Source organism: Calothrix sp. PCC 7507 (assembly GCF_000316575.1).
Lineage (GTDB): Bacteria > Cyanobacteriota > Cyanobacteriia > Cyanobacteriales > Nostocaceae > Fortiea.
The window spans coordinates 5,203,820-5,223,989 of record NC_019682.1 but is presented as its reverse complement, the minus strand read 5'-3'; the positions used below and the strand labels follow the sequence as shown (position 1 = coordinate 5,223,989).

Annotated in this window: 16 protein-coding genes; 9 read left to right on the top strand and 7 right to left on the bottom strand. The window is 40.6% G+C overall.

What is annotated here, in order from left to right; genetic code table 11:
• Window positions 1–11: 11 nt before the first annotated feature.
• Both CAL7507_RS22390 and CAL7507_RS22385 read right to left on the bottom strand, forming a co-directional pair.
• Window positions 12–2,624 carry a CHAT domain-containing protein gene (locus CAL7507_RS22390; RefSeq protein ID WP_015130766.1) on the bottom strand — a complete coding sequence of 871 codons (2,613 nt, stop codon included), beginning with the start codon at window positions 2,622–2,624 and terminating at the stop codon, window positions 12–14.
• A 16-nt stretch (window positions 2,625–2,640) separates the two neighbouring features.
• Window positions 2,641–3,291: a hypothetical protein gene (locus CAL7507_RS22385; protein ID WP_015130765.1), complete on the bottom strand. Its 651-nt coding sequence runs from the start codon at window positions 3,289–3,291 to the stop codon at window positions 2,641–2,643.
• Window positions 3,292–3,687: 396 nt separating this feature from the next.
• Here CAL7507_RS22385 and CAL7507_RS22380 point away from each other — a divergent pair, with 396 nt between their 5' ends.
• The 7 genes from CAL7507_RS22380 to CAL7507_RS22350 all read left to right on the top strand — a co-directional run bounded on the left by CAL7507_RS22380 (window position 3,688) and on the right by CAL7507_RS22350 (window position 9,570).
• Window positions 3,688–5,205, top strand: coding sequence for a thioredoxin-like domain-containing protein (locus CAL7507_RS22380; RefSeq protein ID WP_015130764.1), 1,518 nt, complete (start codon window positions 3,688–3,690; stop codon window positions 5,203–5,205).
• A gap of 317 nt (window positions 5,206–5,522) precedes the next feature.
• Window positions 5,523–5,774 carry a hypothetical protein gene (locus CAL7507_RS22375; RefSeq protein ID WP_015126937.1) on the top strand — a complete coding sequence of 84 codons (252 nt, stop codon included), beginning with the start codon at window positions 5,523–5,525 and terminating at the stop codon, window positions 5,772–5,774.
• A gap of 71 nt (window positions 5,775–5,845) precedes the next feature.
• On the top strand, window positions 5,846–7,081 hold the full coding sequence (locus tag CAL7507_RS22370; RefSeq protein WP_015130763.1) for a hypothetical protein: 1,236 nt from the start codon (window positions 5,846–5,848) through the stop codon (window positions 7,079–7,081).
• A gap of 124 nt (window positions 7,082–7,205) precedes the next feature.
• Window positions 7,206–7,634 (top strand): KGK domain-containing protein, encoded by a 429-nt coding sequence (locus tag CAL7507_RS30230; RefSeq protein ID WP_015130762.1) that lies wholly within the window; start codon window positions 7,206–7,208, stop codon window positions 7,632–7,634.
• Window positions 7,631–7,981 (top strand): DUF952 domain-containing protein, encoded by a 351-nt coding sequence (locus tag CAL7507_RS22360; RefSeq protein WP_015130761.1) that lies wholly within the window; start codon window positions 7,631–7,633, stop codon window positions 7,979–7,981. The genes CAL7507_RS30230 and CAL7507_RS22360 overlap by 4 nt, the downstream gene beginning before the upstream one ends.
• Window positions 7,982–8,002: 21 nt before the next feature.
• A complete protein-coding gene (locus CAL7507_RS22355) occupies window positions 8,003–8,191 on the top strand; it encodes a DUF4089 domain-containing protein (RefSeq protein WP_015130760.1) in 189 nt (62 codons plus the stop codon).
• Window positions 8,188–9,570 (top strand): Asp-tRNA(Asn)/Glu-tRNA(Gln) amidotransferase GatCAB subunit A, encoded by a 1,383-nt coding sequence (locus tag CAL7507_RS22350; RefSeq protein ID WP_015130759.1) that lies wholly within the window; start codon window positions 8,188–8,190, stop codon window positions 9,568–9,570. Before CAL7507_RS22355 ends, CAL7507_RS22350 begins: the two co-directional genes overlap by 4 nt.
• Window positions 9,571–9,774: 204 nt before the next feature.
• Here CAL7507_RS22350 and CAL7507_RS22345 read toward each other — a convergent pair whose 3' ends face one another.
• Window positions 9,775–10,281: a GNAT family N-acetyltransferase gene (locus tag CAL7507_RS22345; protein ID WP_015130758.1), complete on the bottom strand. Its 507-nt coding sequence runs from the start codon at window positions 10,279–10,281 to the stop codon at window positions 9,775–9,777.
• A 656-nt stretch (window positions 10,282–10,937) separates the two neighbouring features.
• Between CAL7507_RS22345 and bchB the strand changes: the two genes are divergently transcribed.
• On the top strand, window positions 10,938–12,464 hold the full coding sequence (gene bchB, locus CAL7507_RS22340) for a ferredoxin:protochlorophyllide reductase (ATP-dependent) subunit B (protein ID WP_015130756.1): 1,527 nt from the start codon (window positions 10,938–10,940) through the stop codon (window positions 12,462–12,464).
• A 504-nt stretch (window positions 12,465–12,968) separates the two neighbouring features.
• Here bchB and CAL7507_RS22335 read toward each other — a convergent pair.
• Complete coding sequence (locus CAL7507_RS22335) at window positions 12,969–13,850, bottom strand: FkbM family methyltransferase (protein ID WP_015130755.1); 882 nt, start codon at window positions 13,848–13,850, stop codon at window positions 12,969–12,971.
• Window positions 13,851–14,405: 555 nt separating this feature from the next.
• Between CAL7507_RS22335 and CAL7507_RS22330 the strand changes: the two genes are divergently transcribed.
• A complete protein-coding gene (locus CAL7507_RS22330; protein WP_015130754.1) occupies window positions 14,406–14,648 on the top strand; it encodes a hypothetical protein in 243 nt (80 codons plus the stop codon).
• Between the two features lie 133 nt (window positions 14,649–14,781).
• Here the strand turns inward: CAL7507_RS22330 and CAL7507_RS22325 are convergent, their stop codons facing one another.
• The 3 genes from CAL7507_RS22325 to CAL7507_RS22315 form a co-directional block, all read right to left on the bottom strand.
• A complete protein-coding gene (locus CAL7507_RS22325; protein ID WP_015130753.1) occupies window positions 14,782–15,891 on the bottom strand; it encodes a glycosyltransferase family 4 protein in 1,110 nt (369 codons plus the stop codon).
• A gap of 102 nt (window positions 15,892–15,993) precedes the next feature.
• Window positions 15,994–16,773, bottom strand: coding sequence for a PIG-L deacetylase family protein (locus tag CAL7507_RS22320; protein WP_015130752.1), 780 nt, complete (start codon window positions 16,771–16,773; stop codon window positions 15,994–15,996).
• 474 nt (window positions 16,774–17,247) lie between these two features.
• Window positions 17,248–19,464, bottom strand: a complete 2,217-nt coding sequence (locus tag CAL7507_RS22315) for an NHL repeat-containing protein (RefSeq protein WP_015130751.1) — start codon at window positions 19,462–19,464, stop codon at window positions 17,248–17,250.
• Window positions 19,465–20,170: the final 706 nt, after the last annotated feature.

Sequence of the window (20,170 nt, the reverse complement as noted above, 5' to 3'; positions counted from 1 at the left end):
ACTGTTCACTGTTAAAGCCAATTGCCAATTAATACATAGGCAGACCAAAAGCTGGGTGAATTGTAGTTAGGATGTTGCAATAGTTTTAGCTGTGCATGGCGTAGAGCTTCGGCTTTAGTGACTGTACTACCTTTGAGGTCTTGATAAAAAGCGCCGACAAAAAGTGCTGTGAATTCGTCATCAATATGCCATAGGGATGCTAGGGTACTACGTGCGCCGGCGCGAACTGCTGCACCTGCCAAACCGAGTGCTGCACGGTTGTCTCCGGCGGCTGTTTGGCAAGCACTCAAAAATAATAGTTCTATTGCTTCTGGTTTGATTTTGTCTCGACTGCTGAAAAGACTGTCAAATTGCTTGACATTTATCGGGCCATCAGCTGCCAAAATAAAGGTTTTCTCAGCCTTTGAGCTAAACTGTCCGTGGGTTGCGAGATGCACCACATTAAAAGGAATAGTATTAACTTTCTGTTCCAATGCCTTGCGAGTAAATTGCTCATCTAGCAGACTGGTGGTTAATACTCCTGCTTGGGTAATGAGATTGACTTCAGACTTGACAGCGGCTAGGAATGTCAAGTCTGAAAATTCTGCTGGGGGCTGACTTAATCCAGCTGTCAGTGCCCTAATCTGCTGGCGCAATAGGGGTTTGGGGTCAAGGAGTTGCAACCCGACACTCAGAGCGATCGCATATTTTTCTACTAAATATTGTTTGCCATCGTAAAGCGATGCCATTGGTAAATTCCGTAACAACCCATCCAGGACAAACACTAGGGTATTTACCTGACTCGCTGGCAATTCTGATTCAATGGGTTTAATCAGCCAGTTGTAAACTTGTTGTGACTCCTTTTTAATAGCTATGATCGATGCGGGATTGACTAAATGTTTTTGTAGTTGTGTCAGTGTTTTTTCTACTTCAGCTTGCGAAATTTTGGTGCTGTAATGTCGTAGGGGTTTGTGGGGAATTTTAACAATGACCTGGATCTGTTCGGGGAGAATAATTGGGTAGAGGATAGCAGTGTGGGGATTTTCTTGGTCTACCACCTTATCCAAGGATACACTCTGACCTAGTAAGCAAGCTTCTCGAAAGAAATTGTCTAATTCTGCCAACTGTAATGCTTCAATCCGTTGGCGTGCTTTATCTAAAGTTTTGTCCTGTGGTTTTATGGTTTGGGATTGCAGCAATAACTCTACTGACTGACGATAGACGGGTTCCACGCTATCCCGAAAGTTAAATTGCACATCTTGATTAATTGCTGCCAAGTCACGCCGCAGAAATTGCAGCGTTTCCACTGCTCCATCATATGCGGCGATCGCACCGTCAAGATTTTTTTGTGCCCAAAGCAACCTACCTAATTGCCAATCTAACGGATAGACGATATCTAGGGCATTACTCGTCTGAGCTAAAACTAATGCTTTCTGGGTGAGGTTTTGCGCCTCTGGCCATTGTTGGGTTGACTCATACAAACCGCCTAAACTCCCTAATCCATAAGCCTCTGCTTTTTTATCGTCTAAATCGCGGGCTTGTTGAATGGCGGTGGCGAGTAATCGTGCAGGCTGCAAACTGTAACTGGGCAATTTTTTCAGGCTTTGGGCAAAGTTAATATGAGCGTAGATAGTAGGGCGGCTGGGTGGGAGTTGCTCTAGTTGGGATTGAATTAATGGTAAGAGAGTTTGCGCTTCTGCCAGTTTTTGATCTGCAATCAGCAGGCTGAAGTGATTGAGTTGCGCTTGAACTTTGATCAATGGTGATGGTGATGCTTTAACTGCTTGTTGATAATAGGCTTGAGCCTGTGATTTTTGCTGCTGTATACGGGCGTTGTTTCCCAAGCTAAACAGACTTTCCCCGATCTCTGCACTTGATTGCAGACGTTGAGCAATGATCAAACTTTGCTCTAAGGCCATGCGAGACTCTTTGAGATCACCCGCTACCAAAAGAGTATCACCGAGCGATCGCCACGCCACAGCTTTGGCAATCGAATCTGGTTGTGATTGCAACTGCTGATTTACTTCTTTGAGAATTTCTTGAGAACGATAATAGAATCCTTGCGATCGCCATGCCTGGGCTTGATTAATTAGTGTTTTCACTACACCATTGTAATTTTGCGATCGCTGATAAATCTCTGCTGCTTGTTGCCAGGTTGTTAAAGCTACCTCTGGCTGTCCCATTGCCAATTGTAAGCGACCTAGAATATCCAACGATTTAGCATATATTTGTATATTTTGGCTATTTTTTTCTCCTTTGAGCAAATTCAAGCTCTCTGTAATTGCTTGCTTGGCCTCACTCCATGCACCAAGTTGCTGATAACCTAAAGACAAATTACTCAACGTGACGGCGTGGTTGACAGTATCCCCCTGCTTTTGGTACTCCTGGACTGCTTGCTGTAAAATCCGCACTGCTTCAGCAAACCTCCCAGCGTCGTATAGCACTTTCCCCTGTTGTAATAGAGAAGCAGCATCCACATTATTTATTGCCAGTTCCGATGCAGAGTTAATTCCTGGAACTTTTGCCAACACAGGTGAACCCAGGATACACAGCAAAGCCATCAGGAAACAACAAACCAGACGTATCACCCTACGCCTAGGGACGGGAATAAAATCTAGCCAACCAAACCTAACTAATTCATTCATCCCCTATTCCCTATCATCATAAATACCCCTCAAACTCAGCAAATTTTCGCAAGCGTGGGAGACACTGACGCTGATAAAAACTGCTCAAAGTGGGAACTTGCAGATGGAATTCCTCAGACAACTCTTTCCAACTTGTTTCTGGTGGCAAACGTCTCAAAATTAACACCTGACAATTTACAGATGGATGTCCTTTAACATAAGTACCGCGCAGTTCTCCGTCTGCATCTTCTTCAGCCCAAACCCTGACATTTTCGAGAATCGGCGGCGCTTCAGGAGTGGCAACTAAGTTATCTACAGGGTCGAGGATATCACTATTTTCGCCTGAGCTAGACTGGTATAGTTTCATTGGTACTGCGATCGCTTGTTCCCGATTCTGATTCAGGTAAAAGTCTTGTAATCTGCGTTTCAGGTAAGCATTTAGCCAAGTGACAACAGTGCCATAATTCGGGTCATAAGCTTGACCTGTCGTACCTTCACAAATATTACGGCAGAAATATAACCAAGTTTGTTGTAGTGCGTCTTGATAGTAAGGAGTAGTTTCCCGCCACAGTCTACTAGCAGTCAAGCGAATGATTTGCGTCAGCCGCTTCTGACGCAGAGGACTTCCAGGTGGGTTTTCGCAGGCTTGGTACACTAAGCAGCGTAGCTGTTCATCCAATTCGACCATAGCAATCTGGGTGAAGAAAGCAAGAATATCATTAGTATTGCGTATAAATAGTCAGGAATGGGCAATAGCAAATAGAGAGTCAGGAGTGCTAAGTAACCCCACAATGAAGCACTCTCTTGCTGAACGAAGAAAGAATTGCATTATGTGCAAGTAATGTACCGTCTAAATCTGAAACATAGACAGTGTTCATAAACTTTAGCTAGCTAATGATTGAAAGAAAAATTATACCTCAAGTAGGGTGGGCATTGCCCACCATATCCCAATACAATTCATTTGAGCAAAAAAAACCTCATGTAGAAACGCGATTTTAGTCTCCGAGAAGCCGCACTTCGTGCGTCTACGCGTCTTGAAAGACCAATAATCTACACAGCCTTTAATTTTAGCAAAGGATACTTTATGACTCCCCGCGTGAGAGCGCCAGAACTACCACAAAATTACCTTTGGTTTAACACTGATCAACCATTATCTTTGAAAGAACTTAAGGGTAGAGTCGTCATTTTAGACTTTTGGACATATTGTTGTATCAACTGTCTGCATATTCTGCCAGACTTGAAATATTTAGAACAAAAATATCGAGATAGCCTCACAGTTATCGGCGTTCACTCCGCCAAATTTGACAACGAAAAAGAAACCGAAAATATTCGTCAAGCTATTCTGCGTTACGACATTGAACACCCCGTTTTAGTTGACAGAGATTTCCGTGTTTGGCAAGAATATACAGTGCGTGCTTGGCCTACCTTAGTGGTGATTGATCCAGAAAGTTATGTGATTGCTTCTGTTTCTGGTGAAGGAAATCGTGATGTTTTAGATGAGTTCATTGCCAAATTAATTAACCAACATCAAGAAAAAGGTACGCTCAATTTTCAAGAACTCAGCCTGACTTTAGAAAAACAACGCCAACCATTAATTACACCCCTAGCTTTCCCTGGTAAAGTCTTAGCTACAGCATCGGGTTTGTTTATCGCTGACTCAGGACATCATCGACTAGTTAGGAGTAGTTTTGATGGCGAAATTCTGCATGTAATTGGGACGGGAAAACCTGGTTTTATTGATGGTGATTTTAGCGAAGCACAGTTTTTTGCACCCCAAGGAATGGCTTTTGATGAAGAAAATCAGATTCTCTATATTGCAGATACAGAAAATCATGCCCTGCGACGAGTTGATTTGCGACATCAGTTAGTTAAAACTATTGCAGGAACTGGTAAACAAAGCCGTAATATCCATCCACATAGCGGTGCTGGTTTAGAAACTGAGCTAAATTCGCCTTGGGATTTAGTGAAAGTGGGAAATAATCTTTTCATCGCAATGGCGGGGCCTCATCAAATTTGGCAAATGGATTTAGAAACTGGTATTATCAACACTTATGCTGGTACTGGTGCTGAAGCTTGTGTTGATGGTTCACTGACTGAATCGGCTTTTGCTCAACCTAGTGGAATTACAACTGATGGCAAAGAATTATATATTGCTGACAGTGAAGTTAGTTCAATTCGCAGTGTGGGAATAGTGGAACCGCGCCAAGTCAAAACTGTTTGCGGTAGTGGGGGTTTATTTAGTTTTGGTGATGTTGATGGACAAGGGGAAAATGTCCGTTTACAGCATTGTTTGGGGGTGGAATATGCTCAGAATTATCTTTGGGTTGCAGATACTTATAATCATAAAATTAAATTAGTTAGTCCCAGTACAAGGAATTGTCAAACAGTTTTAGGTGATGGTTCAGCAGGTTTGCAAGATGGTGAAGGTAAGAATAGCCGCTTTTTTGAACCTTCGGGATTGAGTGTGATAAATTCTCATTTATATGTTGCTGATACTAATAATCATGTGATTCGTCGTGTAGATTTGAATACGTTTGAGGTGACAACATTAAAATTTCCTGGTTTATGTGCGCCTGATGTTTGTATTCCACCGAATTTCTAGAAACATCTCACGCATAGACGCATTCGCGTAGCGTCTCGTAGAGAAGGCGCAAAGTTTTTATTAGAAGTAGGTAGGTTGGGTGGAGCGGAGCGAAACCCAACATGGATCTGGGTGTTGGGTTGCGTTGCACTTCACCCAACCTACAAAATCTATTACTCTACTCACGCAAAGGCGCAAAGTTTTGCATAGAAATACACGTAGTCTTTTTAGAAATACAGGTAGGGTGGGCAATGCCTAGGGTGTTGACTTTGTTGGTTTTTAGGCGAAATTATTTCATACAATAATAATGTCGTTGATATCTAGCAGAGTCAAAACCAATGCAAGAGTTCAAAAGCCCAGTTAGTAGATTAGCAAGGTTATTTGAAAAAGGTCGAGATAACTGGAAAGAAAAAGCTCTATTGAGACATAAAAAGATTAGGGCATTAGAAATAAAGGTGAGAGATTTATTAGATTCAAGGGAAGAATGGAAAAACCGTGCGCTGGCAGCAGAGTCAAAACTGAAATCACAAAATATTGAAGGAGGGTCATCAGAAAAAAAGAAGATTGGTCAGCCGAAGGAGAAAACATAGAGACTACAGAATTAAATATCAAAGGTCACCATTATGACGCGAAAACAATTCAGCAATCATTAGAACTTTTGATGAAATGCGGTATAAGTCTTAGAGGAGCGGAGAAAGTATTTGAGTTATTTAACAATTCGGAATCCCAGACAAATCCTACTTTCACATGTATCAGAAAATGGTTAGGAAGAATCGGGATATATGAGTTAAAAAGGGAAAAAGAATATCGAGATGATTGGATATTTATTGTCGATTTAACTGTGGAATTAGGGAAACAAAAAGCTTTAGTGGTTTTAGGAATTTCACAGCAGAATCTTCAGTCAAATGTGATTGATAAAAAAAGAGGAGTGTCACACAAAGATGTGGAAATTCTCGGATTAGAAATTATGGATTCTACCAGAGGAGAACTCATAGAACACCAGCTAGATAAAATAAGTAAAAGAGTGGGTGTGCCAGTGCAAATAGTTGCGGACAATGGTAGCGACTTGGCTCGTGGAATCAAGCTATATCAACAAAAATATCCGGAATTAATTTACACTCATGATGTAACTCATGCAATGGCTTTGCTTTTGAAATGTCAGTTAGATACGGATGATAGATATCAGTCATTTATTCAAAAGTGTAATATTTCGAGGCAAAAACTACAACAGACAGAATTATCTTTTATATCTCCTCCTTCCCAACGTTCTCAGTGTCGTTATTTTAATGTGGAAATCTTGACAGATTGGGCAATCCATCTGTTAAATGCCCCGACAGAAACTCTCTTAAAATTAATGCCAGATGCCGAGCCTTTGATGATTACTCAGAAAATAAGAGATAAATTAGGATGGTTAGCTGATTATGAATTAGACGTAATGAAGTGGCATCAAATGGTGTCATTAACACGCCGGGTTGAAGCCCAACTAAAACAATCAGGATTTAGTCATCAATCTCTGGACTATTTTCAGCAGAATCAATCTATATTTCTTGATAATTGTCTCTCTGATTTTCAACAGAATATTTTTGATTACTTGGCTGTTCAATGTAACAAAATCACAGGACATGGTACTTTTTTAGCTACTTCTGATGTCATTGAATCATTGTTTGGAAAATATAAGCATTTTTCTGCCCGCTGTCCATTTAAAGAGATGGGTCAGATGTTACTAACCATCTGTTTATCTACTATCGATCTAACCACTGCTGTTGTTAAAAATGCACTCTCAACAATTAGTTTTACTTCGGTTGAAGCATGGCTAGATGAAGTTTTTGGTCAATCTACACTCTCAAAACGAAAAATGTTATTTTCGGCTGATTATGAAGACACAAAAACTGTATGAACTTTTACCCCGAAAAAAGGCACAGAGTCAACACCCTAGGCATTGCCCACCCTACTGGATATACTAGAAATGAGTTGAAATTATCAACTCATTATTACTTGGAATTAACTAAGAAGATTAAAATATGAATAAAATTTTCCAACCATTAGAATGTGATAGTGATGTATTGTTATTTAACAACACTACATATCTTGTCAGCCAATTCAAAGAATTAATACGGTCAGATTTTGCAAATAAGTTTCATAATCATATTAATTCTAATTACTTGGTGTCCATACCAGAAGCACTATTTAAAATAGAAGATATTATATGGAAATTTGATGGTCAAGGTATAAACTGTAGGATTTTAAGAGTTAGTTCAACAGGATGGAAACCAGGAAAACTAAGAATAAGGATATCTACAGAAATTATCCCTCCCCCTCCATCAAATCCTAGGGTTGGCACTCAAATCCAATATAAAATAGGTTTAGAATTTTGCCCTGATGAGCCTGATGAACCGGCTGAACCTGAATCGCCTCTAGATGATATTCGCAAAATGATGCAAGCAACATGAACACCATCCTACACATCACGCAACGCCAGCAATGGGAACAAGCAAAAGACTTGGGTAGATATATTGCTGATTCACTCAATACTGAAGGCTTTATCCATTGTTCAAAAAAAGCACAATTAGTTAAGGTTGCTAATCGGTTTTTTGTTAATCAAACGGATTTGGTAATTCTTTGCATTGATGCCGATCAAGTTAAACCGGAAATTCGCTATGAGGAGGCGGAGATTGGAGAATTATTTCCTCATATTTATGGTGAATTGAATATTGATGCGGTGTTTCGGGTGATTGATTTTGAATCTGGGGAAGATGGTTTTTTTGTGTTGCCGCCAGAGGTGATAAATTTGGAGTAATCAGCCACAAAAAGAGGAGAGATGGAAAGTAAAGAATTTGATGTGGGGGAGTATGTGGATCAGATGGGGTTGTTGCTGGATTTGCAAATCAGGGATGAGTATCGGGATGGGGTGGTGGCGAATTTTGAGAGAATAAAGGCGATCGCTCAACTAATCAACTCATTCCCCATCCCAGAAGAAGTTGAAGTAGCACCTGTGTTTGAACCATGAATGATGCTGTATCCATTGCGACGGCTGTCAGGGAAGGTAGGGTTAGCGCGGTGGAAGTTACGCAGGCGGCGTTAGCTAAAATTGCTGCACGTGATCGGGAACTTAATTGTTTCACGGCTGTGATGGCTGAAAGTGCTTTAGTAGGTGCAGCCAGAATTGATAGCGAAATTGCTCAAGGTAACAATCCCGGTGTGTTAGCTGGTGTCCCTTTCGCTGTGAAAAACCTCTTTGATATCGCTGGTTTGACAACTCTGGCGGGATCGAAAATTAATGCCGAAAATCCTCCAGCTACTGAAGATGCGACGGCGGTAGCCAAGCTAAAACAAGCGGGTGCGGTGTTGGTTGGCGCTTTAAATATGGATGAGTACGCCTATGGGTTTGTGACAGAAAATTCCCATTATGGTGCTACTCACAACCCCCATGATTTACAGCGGGTAGCTGGGGGTTCATCTGGTGGTTCGGCGGCGGCTGTGGCGGCGGGTTTGGTGCCGTTGACGCTGGGTTCTGATACGAATGGTTCGATTCGGGTGCCGGCGGCGTTGTGTGGGGTTTTGGGTTTGAAACCAACTTACGGACGCTTGTCTCGTGCTGGGGTAGCTTTATTCTCTACCAGTTTTGACCATATTGGCCCCTTTGCCCGTTCGGTGCGGGATATTGCTATGGTGTTTGATTTGCTTCAGGGAGAGGATGAGAAAGATCCCGTTTGTACTAAGCGTCCTCCTGAATTGGTTTTATCGCAACTCCATCAAGATATTTCTGGTATCAAAATTGCGATCGCAGGTGATTATTTTGTGCAAGGTGCAGCACCGGAAGCTTTAGCAGCAGTAGAACAAGTTGCCCGTGCGCTAGATGTAACTGAGTATGTGAAGATACCAGAAGCCCACCGTGCGAGGGCGGCTGCGTTTGTGATTACGGCTAGTGAGGGCGCAAATCTGCATTTAGAAAAGTTAAAATCGCGTCCTCAAGATTTTGATGCTGCAACACGCGATCGCTTTTTAGCTGGGGCGTTAATACCGAGTCAATGGTATTTGCAAGCACAACGGTTTCGGAGATGGTATAGCGATCGCATTCGAGAAATTTTTCAAAATGTAGATGTAATTCTTGCCCCTACCACACCAATTACAGCCCCATTAATTGGGCAACAAACGATGATTTTAGATGGGGAAGAAATTCTCGTCCGTCCCCATTTGGGTTTATTCACCCAGCCTTTATCTTTCATCGGCTTACCTGTTTTATCAGTGCCAATTCAGCGCCCAAATTCTTTACCTTTAGGTGTACAACTAATAGCTGCACCTCACAACGAAGCGTTAATTCTTAGAGTTGCGGCTGTGCTAGAATCCCAAGGTGTGATTTCAGCAAAGGTCTTAGATAATTCGTGATAGTTGTGATTTTTTTATATTATAATCAGCATTTTTTGTAGGATATTTCTACTGGTGCTTGATATCAATTTCAACATACTTTATGGCATTTGCCGACCTAGGTACACCTGTAGGGGCACGGCAGTGCCGTGCCCTTACACCTCGCGATATAATGTTCTAGTATAGTTTTGAGCAAGTAATTTATTTCAGGGCTAGAAATTAATATCAAACATCACCAAAAGCAGGTGGATAAATCACCTTTCCTTTATACTTAGGTTGATAACTTTGTAGTGGTTTGACCATAAAAACATCATCTGGAACTGGAAAAGGAGACTCGATTTCATAACGAACTGATGGCTCAAAACCAAAGCGAGTATAAAATTGAGGATGACCCAATACAATCACTATTGCTTCCCCTCTGATATCTGCTTTTTCTAACCCTGCTGCTATTAATGCACTACCAATTCCTTGTCTTTGGAACTGTGGATGAATTGCTAAAGGTGCTAGAGCAAGTACTTGTAGAGTTTCTTCACCCACCAGATCGATGTAGCTAAATAAAATGTGCCCGACTACAGCACCTGCAATTTCTGCTACTAAAGAAAGTTCTGGAATATAGCAGTCAGAATTGCGAATTTCCTCAACAAGTTTGGCTTCATTCTCTTGTTTAAATGCTAATATATTCGCCTCAGCTATCGCTGGGTAGTCTAATAGAGTTTCACAACGGATGTTCATATAGGATTCCTATTTGATTTTTGAAAAAATACGTAGGGTGGGCATTGCCCACCATATCCAGGTTTTGTAAGGCATAGCTTAGGGTGTTGACTCTGAGAGTTTTCAGCCCAAAATGCATCAGACAAAATCATAGTCGTAGTTAACGTTCTCATCAGGGCACGGCAGTGCCGATGCCCCTACGGTAAACACAAAAATTGCATGATAATTTTTAGCTAACTTCGTACAAAGTCAACAGCCTAGTAGTCTGTCAGGGTTGAAATGAGGGACTGTAGTGTGAGCGTCTCGCTCACGCGGGCTTTTCGGCCCGCACTACCAAAAACCCCTCAAAACAAAATTGACAAACCACTAGGCATAGCCCTACCTACAGATACTAAAGATACTTAGATTTGTTCAAAAATCAAAGTGGATTGCTATATGTACCAAAACAATAAGATTTATTTAAGTTAAACAACAGTAATGTTGTTAAAGTAGCAGGTGGAATCCCTATCAGTAAAGAGGTTTGAGCGATCGCACCCCATGAAAAACCCACAATAGCCCCCACTTTATCAGGGCTACAAGTTTTGAGAAAATCAGAAACGATTTAATTAATCATCAAGCACTTATAGTCCATTCCTGATCGGACTCGTGTGATTTCAGTTGAAAAGGGAGAAACAGTAATGAAATTGGCTTACTGGATGTATGCTGGCCCCGCCCACATTGGCACACTGCGGATAGCCAGTTCTTTTAAGAATGTCCATGCCATCATGCACGCCCCACTCGGCGATGACTATTTTAACGTCATGCGCTCCATGCTATCGCGGGAGAGAAACTTCACCCCGGTGACAACTAGCGTGGTTGATCGCAACGTTTTAGCCCGTGGCTCCCAAGAAAAGGTGGTAGACAACATCACCCGCAAAGATGCTGAAGAACACCCAGATTTAATTGTCTTAACTCCTACTTGCACCTCCAGCATTCTGCAAGAAGATTTGCACAACTTTGTCGAACGTGCCCAGCTGGAAGCCAAAGGGGATGTGATGCTAGCGGATGTGAACCACTACCGCTACAACGAACTGCAAGCCGCCGATCGCACTCTGCATCAAATCGTTCAATACTACATCGAGAAAGCCCGTAAGCGGGGCGAACTACCAGCAGATAAAACTGCCAAGCCTTCAGTTAACATCATTGGTATTTCTACCCTTGGTTTCCATAACCAACACGATTGCACAGAACTGAAACGGTTGATGGCTGACTTGGGAATTGAGGTGAATTCCATAATTCCCGAAGGTGCTTCAGTTAACCAATTGAAGAATCTGCCTCGCGCTTGGTTTAACTTGCTACCTTACCGCGAACTGGGTTTACAAACAGCTATTTATCTAGAAGAACAATTTGGTACACCCTACGTAGATATCACCCCGATGGGTGTAGTGGAAACTGCCCGTTGTATCCGCAAGATTCAGCAGGTGATTAACGCCCAAGGTGCTGAGGTTGAATACGAAGACTTTATTAACGAGCAAACCTTGCATGTATCTCAAGCTGCTTGGTTCTCCCGTTCTATTGACTGTCAAAACTTGACTGGGAAAAAAGCTGTGGTTTTTGGCGATAATACCCACGCCGCGGCACTCACCAAAATTTTGACTAGGGAAATGGGGATTCATGTTGTTTGGGCTGGGACTTACTGCAAATATGATGCAGACTGGTTCCGCGAACAAGTAAGCGAGTATTGTGATGAAGTCCTGATTACTGATGATCATGGCGCAATTGGGGACGCGATCGCCCGTGTCGAACCCTCCGCCATCTTCGGTACCCAAATGGAACGCCACGTCGGTAAGCGTTTGGACATCCCTTGCGGTGTGATTGCTGCACCCATCCACGTGCAAAACTTCCCCATTGGTTACAAACCATTCTTGGGTTACGAAGGTACAAATCAGGTGACAGATTTGATCTACAATTCCTTTACTTTGGGAATGGAAGATCACCTATTGGAAATTTTTGGTGGTCACGACACCAAAGAAGTCATTACCAAAGGAATTTCGGCTGAATCTGACTTGAATTGGACTAAAGATGGTCAAGCAGAATTGAACAAAATTCCCGGATTTGTGCGTGGTAAAGTCAAGCGCAACACCGAGAAATTTGCACGCGATCGCGGCTTTAAGGAAATCAATGCTGAGGTGCTGTACGCAGCTAAGGAAGCTGTCGGGGCTTAGGTTAGCGAGTTAGTTACTAAAAGTTAGTAGTGAAGCATAAATATTAATCTTCACTACTAACTTTTGCATTATGCTGTGTTACTTTATCAGATCATATTTGCTTACTCATTTCAGTAATTCATGCAGTCACAATATGCTGGGAATAATATTAAAAGCCTGATACCGTTTCTTTGTGAAGCGGCATATAATTCACCCCCCGGCTATCGCAGGGCTGTTTCATTCCCTAAGAAGCTTGAAAAATCAAGGGTTCTAGCAAAATAAAATTGATGATTTTGCTACCTGGGTATCGAGAAAATAGACAATCGTACTGTTATTTATGTGCTGAATATTCTGTTTCATCGTTACCCATACTTATGATTTTTATCGCTAACCATCTTGACAAATCCTGTTTGAGAGGGAACGAAACAGCCCTGCCTTACCAAGGGGGGACTACAGGGGGGTATTATTATGTGCATCTTCATACAAAATAGGTATGAGCATACAGAACCAAAACGAGAACCCCTATCAAACTGTTAATAAAATATCAACATGATGAGTTTTTTGTTGTCCAAAGTAACTCATAACAGCCGGAATATCCTGGTTAAATTCCAGTAAATTACCACGCTTTTCGATTAGGGAAATGCGATAACCAATATTTAGGAGTAGCTGTAAAAAATCTGCTGCTTCCATGCCACCGAGTAATTTGATATTGGAAGGCGCTAATTCTGCAAATATAATAGGCTGATCTCGCTTGAGAATATTCAGCATACCCAAGATGGCATAGGGTTCATGTCCTTCAATATCAATTTTGACTACATCTACTCTAATTTCTGTTAAAAAAGTATCAAGTTGAATAGCTTCTATCTTTTGAAAGTATGCATCTGGGGCAGAAATTAAGGATTTCAATAAATTTTCATCTTCAGCAGTAAACCTAGCCCCAGAATTGGCTGTATTACCAAGATCAGAAATAATAATAGTTTTATTAGCGTCGCTGACAGCCAAATTATAGGCTTGGATAATTTCCTCAAATTGGTTATAGGCAATACTGGTTTTCAATAGTTGAAAATTCTTGTTGTCGGGTTCAAAACTCAACACTTTACCGCGAGGACATTGGCTAGCAGCCAGTAAGCTGTAATAGCCTATATTAGCTCCAATATCAATAACACAGGAATCTGGCTTGAGATATTTGACAAACAGTTCTGATACGCTTTGTTCATAGCTACCTTTTATCAAGAGTGGACGACTGATAGATGTATCTTGAATATTCAACAAAATATAAAAGTTATAGGGTAAGATTTTCTTAAAAACATCGCTAGATTCGGCAACAGGTTTAAGCAAAATATCAGGAACATATCCTAGCAGTTTAACCCGCAAGTTCCGGAGTTTTACCTCCCACGACTTGAACATATTTTTACATATTAAGAAGTTACTCAAAGCAGTATATGATAATACTTAATTAATATCAACAAAGTGCATTTTTACCATAGCGTCGAGATCAAAGGATGTTTTAAAAGTTTGGGGCGAATATATAGCGTTTCTCAACAAGCGTGAGGTACATCGGTAAGGGCACGGCACTGCCCACCTGTGTCAACTTAAGACGTAGCGAATAGAATTCGCGGCTAGACAGGCGTTCGCGTAGCGTCTCGCAGAGAAGTCCGCGGAGGCGGACTAAGGTCAAATTAAGGTTTTTTAACCTGCGGAGGCAGGTTTTGTCTGTGTAGCCAAGCCAGTGCGTTGCTTTGGTTCCGAAAGTTGTAGCAACTGGCGTGCGATTTCTAATCGCCAGGGTTGGTATGAATTTAGACTTTTCAAACAACCTCTTATGCAACGCCGATTTTTTCATGCAGACTTACTGAGAACGTTTACAATACTCAGTCAATATTCTGTCCAACTAAAGCCACAATATATACTGACATTGCCAATTTTTGGGCTAAACTAATGCCATCATCAAAGGAGTACATAATGGCAAAGTTAAGCCTGAAACGGTTATTTTCATTGGGTTTTATTAGTGGCTGTTTTTGTCTAGGTATTGGTACGGGAGTGATCATCCGCTTTGGACAAGTGCAACGCTCAAATGCTTCTACGACAACTACTGAACCACAATTGCCATTTGCAATTCCCCATGACGAGGAAATTCCTGCTGACACAATCACCGTTGAAGCTGGTAAGCGACTGCCGCATTTAAGTTGCATATTTCATCTGTAGACCGTTTACTGTTGACTGTCAACAAAGAAAAATGATTGATTGTACAATGAATCAGCATTTTAGCTGAGGTATGTGATTAGATGTGCGTTGCATTTGATAACAATCTCTACTAGTTAACTTTATTTTCGCCGACCTATTTACTTACCAAAAACTCTTCTGTTCTGACTATTTTAGGTAAATTATAGTTCTTGACTAATTCATAATAAACAGCCAGGGTTTCCTCATGAACCCGCATCGCACTAAATCTTTCTAGGTTTTGTTTGGCGTTGTACTTCCACTTTTGCAGTTGTTTGGGATCGCTGAGTAGTTGCGCTAAAATGACAGCCAAAGTCTGGCTATCTTTAGGTGGGACTAAGATACCCGCCTGTCCGCGATCCAAAGTTTCTGGAATACCATCTACGTCGCTAGCAACAATCGCACAACCTGCTTCCCGCGCTTCTGTCAGCACCAAACCAAAAGATTCGCAGTGTGAAGCGAGGACAAAAATGTCAGTTGCTAGCATATAGCTTTGTGGCTCTGGTTGAAAACCTTCAAAATGAATGCGCCTGGGAAAAGGTGTATTTTGCACCAGTGCTTCAAACATTGAGCGATCGGGTCCGTTTCCGACTAAATATAGGTGTGCTTGGGGAAAGTCGTCAGCAATTTTTACGAATGCTTCAATTAACTCCATAATACCTTTGCGGTTATACATGCCTGCTACAGTGGCGATCGCTGGGTGTTGTAGAGGTAATGGTTGATAGTCTCTAATGCTGCGATGACGGGGACTATCCAATGTACCATTAGCTACCACTCGCAATTTATTCTGAGGTATCCCACGGCGTACCATTGAATCGGCTACAGCATGACTAACTGCAATGACTCGATCTGCTAATCCCATCAGTACAGCACTACGCTGAAACTCATTGTGTATGGTAGAAACTAAACTGTATTCACCGCCGTTTTTGAGAAGCCCTGCTAGCAAGATCCCAGTCATCATATGTGCATGGACAATATCTGGCTGAAACTCCTGTATTATTTCTCGATAATGCCAAGTTGCTTTGATCATATTTAGTGGTGTCCTCGACTGATCTAGCTGAAAGTGTCGGACACCATAACTTGCTAATAATGCTGTATATTCTCCGCCAGAAGACGCTACAGCAACTTGATGACCATTTTTTGATTGCAAACAAGCTAGGTCTACAGCTACATTTACAATGCCGTTACCAATTCGTTGTATATGATTTGTGAGATGTAATATTCGCATTTAAGTTTTCTCCAAGAAAATTATTGTTAGTCAATTGATGAGTTTTAATAGCTTAGTTTTAATACTTGCTGATACCTGCATCTACAAAAATAGCCATCAAGATTAAGATTTAAAGAATATTTCATGAGTCCCTAAAAATCGCTGGATAAAGCCACGGGGTAAACTCTGAATTTGAGAATAATATGAGGCAATAGCTCGACTTTTTTTATCTTGAACAGATGTAATTGAGAAATGGTAGGCTGCTGCTATATCTTGAAAATTAAGCATAATAAATAGTGGCGCTCTCCAGAATAACCAAATGGGATACTGTATTAGTTCCACTGTGAGTTTTGCTTGAGTAATTGCTTCTTTGACTAACTTATAGGTAGCTTCATGATCTCGATGACAGTCTTTATAATGAGGCACATAAACCTCCTCTGGTTGATAATGTTTAAGTAGTTCAATTACTTCGGCGATCGCCTGTTTTTTTTCTTCGTTTTTTAAATCAGGCAAAGTCCCATCTTGCTTTTCTAAAAAGTGTATTGCTGATGTTTCTACTCCCAAAATATTCAATGCTGTCACTGCTTCTTGTTGACGAATTTGGATAATTTCATTTGGGGAGTTTGGCTCTAAACCACCTAATCCTTGTCCGTTTGTCAGAAAAACTACTACCACTGGTATTCCATATTCTCGTTTAATAGCAATCATTCCACCACAGCCAAATGTTTCATCGTCTTGGTGAGGAGAAAACACCATTGCTGATTTTTGGCTAAATGCTAGCGGCTGACTTTTATTATTCAAAATCCACCGTGACAATAAGCTGGAGTGCATATATTGCATCTGCTCAATCCACGTATTAGGCAGGAGTTTTTGTAACCGCTGCAAATATTTTTTTATGTTCATTTTTAATTGCTTTACCTAATTAGATAAAAACTGGGTTTGCATTTATATTATTAATCTATATCTATTTAAGAGATATTAGATATTTGCTGAAGTAATGTATTGTTTATATGAATGTTTTATATCTCCATGAACAGTATTTTTTTTGCGAAAAGTTTATGATTATCATCATAGTTGTCTTATGAAGAATAGGTATATTTTTTATGTAAAAATAGTTAGATAATATCAAAGAATTAATAAAGTAATTAATGTATAGGACATAGTATTTGATTTTTGAAATACACGTAGGGTGGGCAATGCCCACCAAAACCATGATACGGTGGGCATTACCCACCCTACAAATACTGAAATTTTTTCAATAATCAAATCGGATTCCTATATATAAATTCTATTTTTTAAATAAAAATTTACCAGCCAATATCCCCGACTTCTTAAAGAAGTCGGGGATATTATAGACATATTTGTTTTACGTTTTACTTACCCTTTCAGGCGATACATAATCACCTTTCCTTTCCAATCTTCTTCAACAAACACAACATACTCACCATTTGAACGGCGAAAAGCGCGGATACCGTGGGGTATATCAATCCAGCCACTTTCACCTGCAACTTCTGGGCCTGGTTTTAATTTTTGTACTTCTGCCCCTGTTGTGGCATTGTAGACATATACTTCTGCAGTTTTCACAGTCACAGCAAACACATAGTCACCAGCTACACTCATAGCGGCGGTAGATACCTCGCGTTTGCCAGTTTTGTCATAAGGAACTACAATCCGCCAGTGGGGGATGTATTTTCTTTGACTCCAGTTGTCAAAGCGGATAATTTCCGATCCTACGACACCAGTATCGTCACCGTTTGCAGGGTGATCGACGGTGAAGCCTGACAAGTACATGGTATCGGTTGCTGGGAAATATTCAATCCGTCGCAAATCGGTAATCATGCTAGGAGTCGGATGCTTTTGCATGGAACTATAGGTATAGATGGGGTTACCGTTGGCGTCTAATCCCTGCACAGGATAATGACGGATACCATCTTTAGTGCGTAAGGTTTTCCAGACATCGCCTTTGCTGTCTACCCACCATCCCCCCAAGTAGGGATAGTCTTCACTGCGATCGTATTCCCCCTTTTCAAACGCACCGTTACCATTGCGATCGCGCCAAATCCACTCTCCTTTTTCCGGTTGCTGCGGTGGCCAATTACCACCAATTGATTTTCCACCTCTACCATCAGTCCCCACAAACATTCCCGATGGGATGGCTATTTTGCTATTCTTCGCTGAGTCAAAACGATAAATTTGCAAAAAGCTGCTATACATATTTGTGAGGAATAAAAATGGCTTACCTTTGATGCGACGTACAAAGGTAGCATCCGGAGATGTATGCAGACGTGGATCTTGGGGATATTTGAAAGGATTTAAAGTGTAGTTTTTATAAGTCCATTTTTTACCAGGTGGCTGGTTGTAGTCCATCAAAAAGTGTTCTTGCTTGGTGAAGATATCTATGCCATCTGTTTTTGGATCAGCATCAGCATTGTCGATAAAAAACAATCCCAATAATCGCCATAGTTGTTTTCCCGATGGCGAAAACTTCCTTAAATCTGTTCCCGATTTATTGAAGCCATTACTATTGATATAAATATTACCTGTAGCGTCTGTACCCACTCCAGTCAAACCATAAAGTTTCAAATCTTGGACTTCACCAGGAACGCCTGCATAAATCCCACCTTTGTCGCCGAAGGTAGCAACTTGCACTGGATCGGCTGTGATGTTATAAATTAAAACTTGCTGACGTGGCCCATTTTCTGTAACTAAAAGTCTGTCTTGGCGATCAATGGCGATCGCTGTTGGTTTGACAATCTTTGTAATCTGCTGGGGTAATTGCTTTCCCGTCTGAGCATAATGTAGAATTTTCGCAGGATTACTACCATTTTTGCTTTGAATAATCCAGAGACTTCCTTGTTGATCAATAGCGATCGCTCCTGGTTTAGCAACGGTAAAGCTGCGTATCTCCTTCATCGTTTCAGTATGAAAAACCCGAATCAGATTGGCAGAGAAATCACTTACATACAATTCTTTCTCTCTAGTCGCTAATCCAGTCACTTCACCTTTAGTGCTGACGATCAACATACTCTTATCCCAACCATTTCCATTTGTAAATGGCGCGGGTTTTCCTGATAAGTGATAGCGCCTGATACAGTACCAAGTTTTCCCATTTGGGGGATAATCTTTATTCTTGTTGTCAACCGCCCCCTGACTCATAGCTATGTAAATATATTTACTATTTACTGTTACAGCTTTGCCGCCAAGACGATTCCAGCCATGCAGATCCTCAAGCATCCCCACAGGATTACCATCTTTATAGATTCCAGCTTCTCTACCAGCTTCATCCCAAACACTATTGGTGTAAACCGTGCCATTAGGTGCAACATACATTGCCTCTATATTGTTCTGTACCCACTTGTCTCCACCACCAAAAGTATTCCCGATCCACGAGGTTTTATATTTGGTTGTAGGCGATCCACTCACAGTCCAGAGTGTTGTAGTGCTAAGGGAAGTAAGAATGAATCCGATTGTTAGACAAAGTAAAAAAGTGAAAAACTTTTTCTGTTTAAGATGATTAATTTGAAATATACTCTGAAGATTTTGATTTATTTTTTTGTATAAATTAACAAAGTATAATAGCAACGTGTATTGCATAAGATTTTCGGGTTTATAGTGATTTTTAACACCTAATCTTTAGTCAAATAATTATTTCTCAGTTTCTAAATTCTGCAATAATTCTGGGCATGATCTTTATAGACTAGTATGTTTATTTACCCTCAATTACTTGAAAATATTTAACTGAGAGTAAAAAAAATTAGGACTAATAACTAATCTTCTTTTGAGCAGGATATATACATAAATAACAAATACTTTCGGTTAAACAATCCTTGTTTACACAAAATTTATAAAAACCACATATATTTTTTAATTTATTTTTTTGTGGTATTAATAATCACTTTTTTCTCACAAAAAACGGTAAGACTGAATACAGAATTATTGAAAGTTACAGGGATATTTTGATAATAAAATCTGACGCAAGTAAGATAATAGAAATTGGTATAATAATTACTACTGTTATTGTCTTGTTAATAAAACCACAGCTTCTAATTTGCTTGTTGACAGTAGAATATAAATGGTTTATAACTGAAACCTCCGCCTAAAAGTTACTATTTTTTATTATTTTATTTAAGTATTTAAACTTGAATAGAGGGCTAGTATTTGATTTGTGAAATACAAGTAGTCTAACGCACTGTCCGAAGACCTTGCTTGGTGCGTTACGGACTCCGTCCTAACGCACCCTACAGATACTGAGATTTTTTTAAATCAAATAGGAGTCTTAGAGCTATTGTTTTTAGTCGAT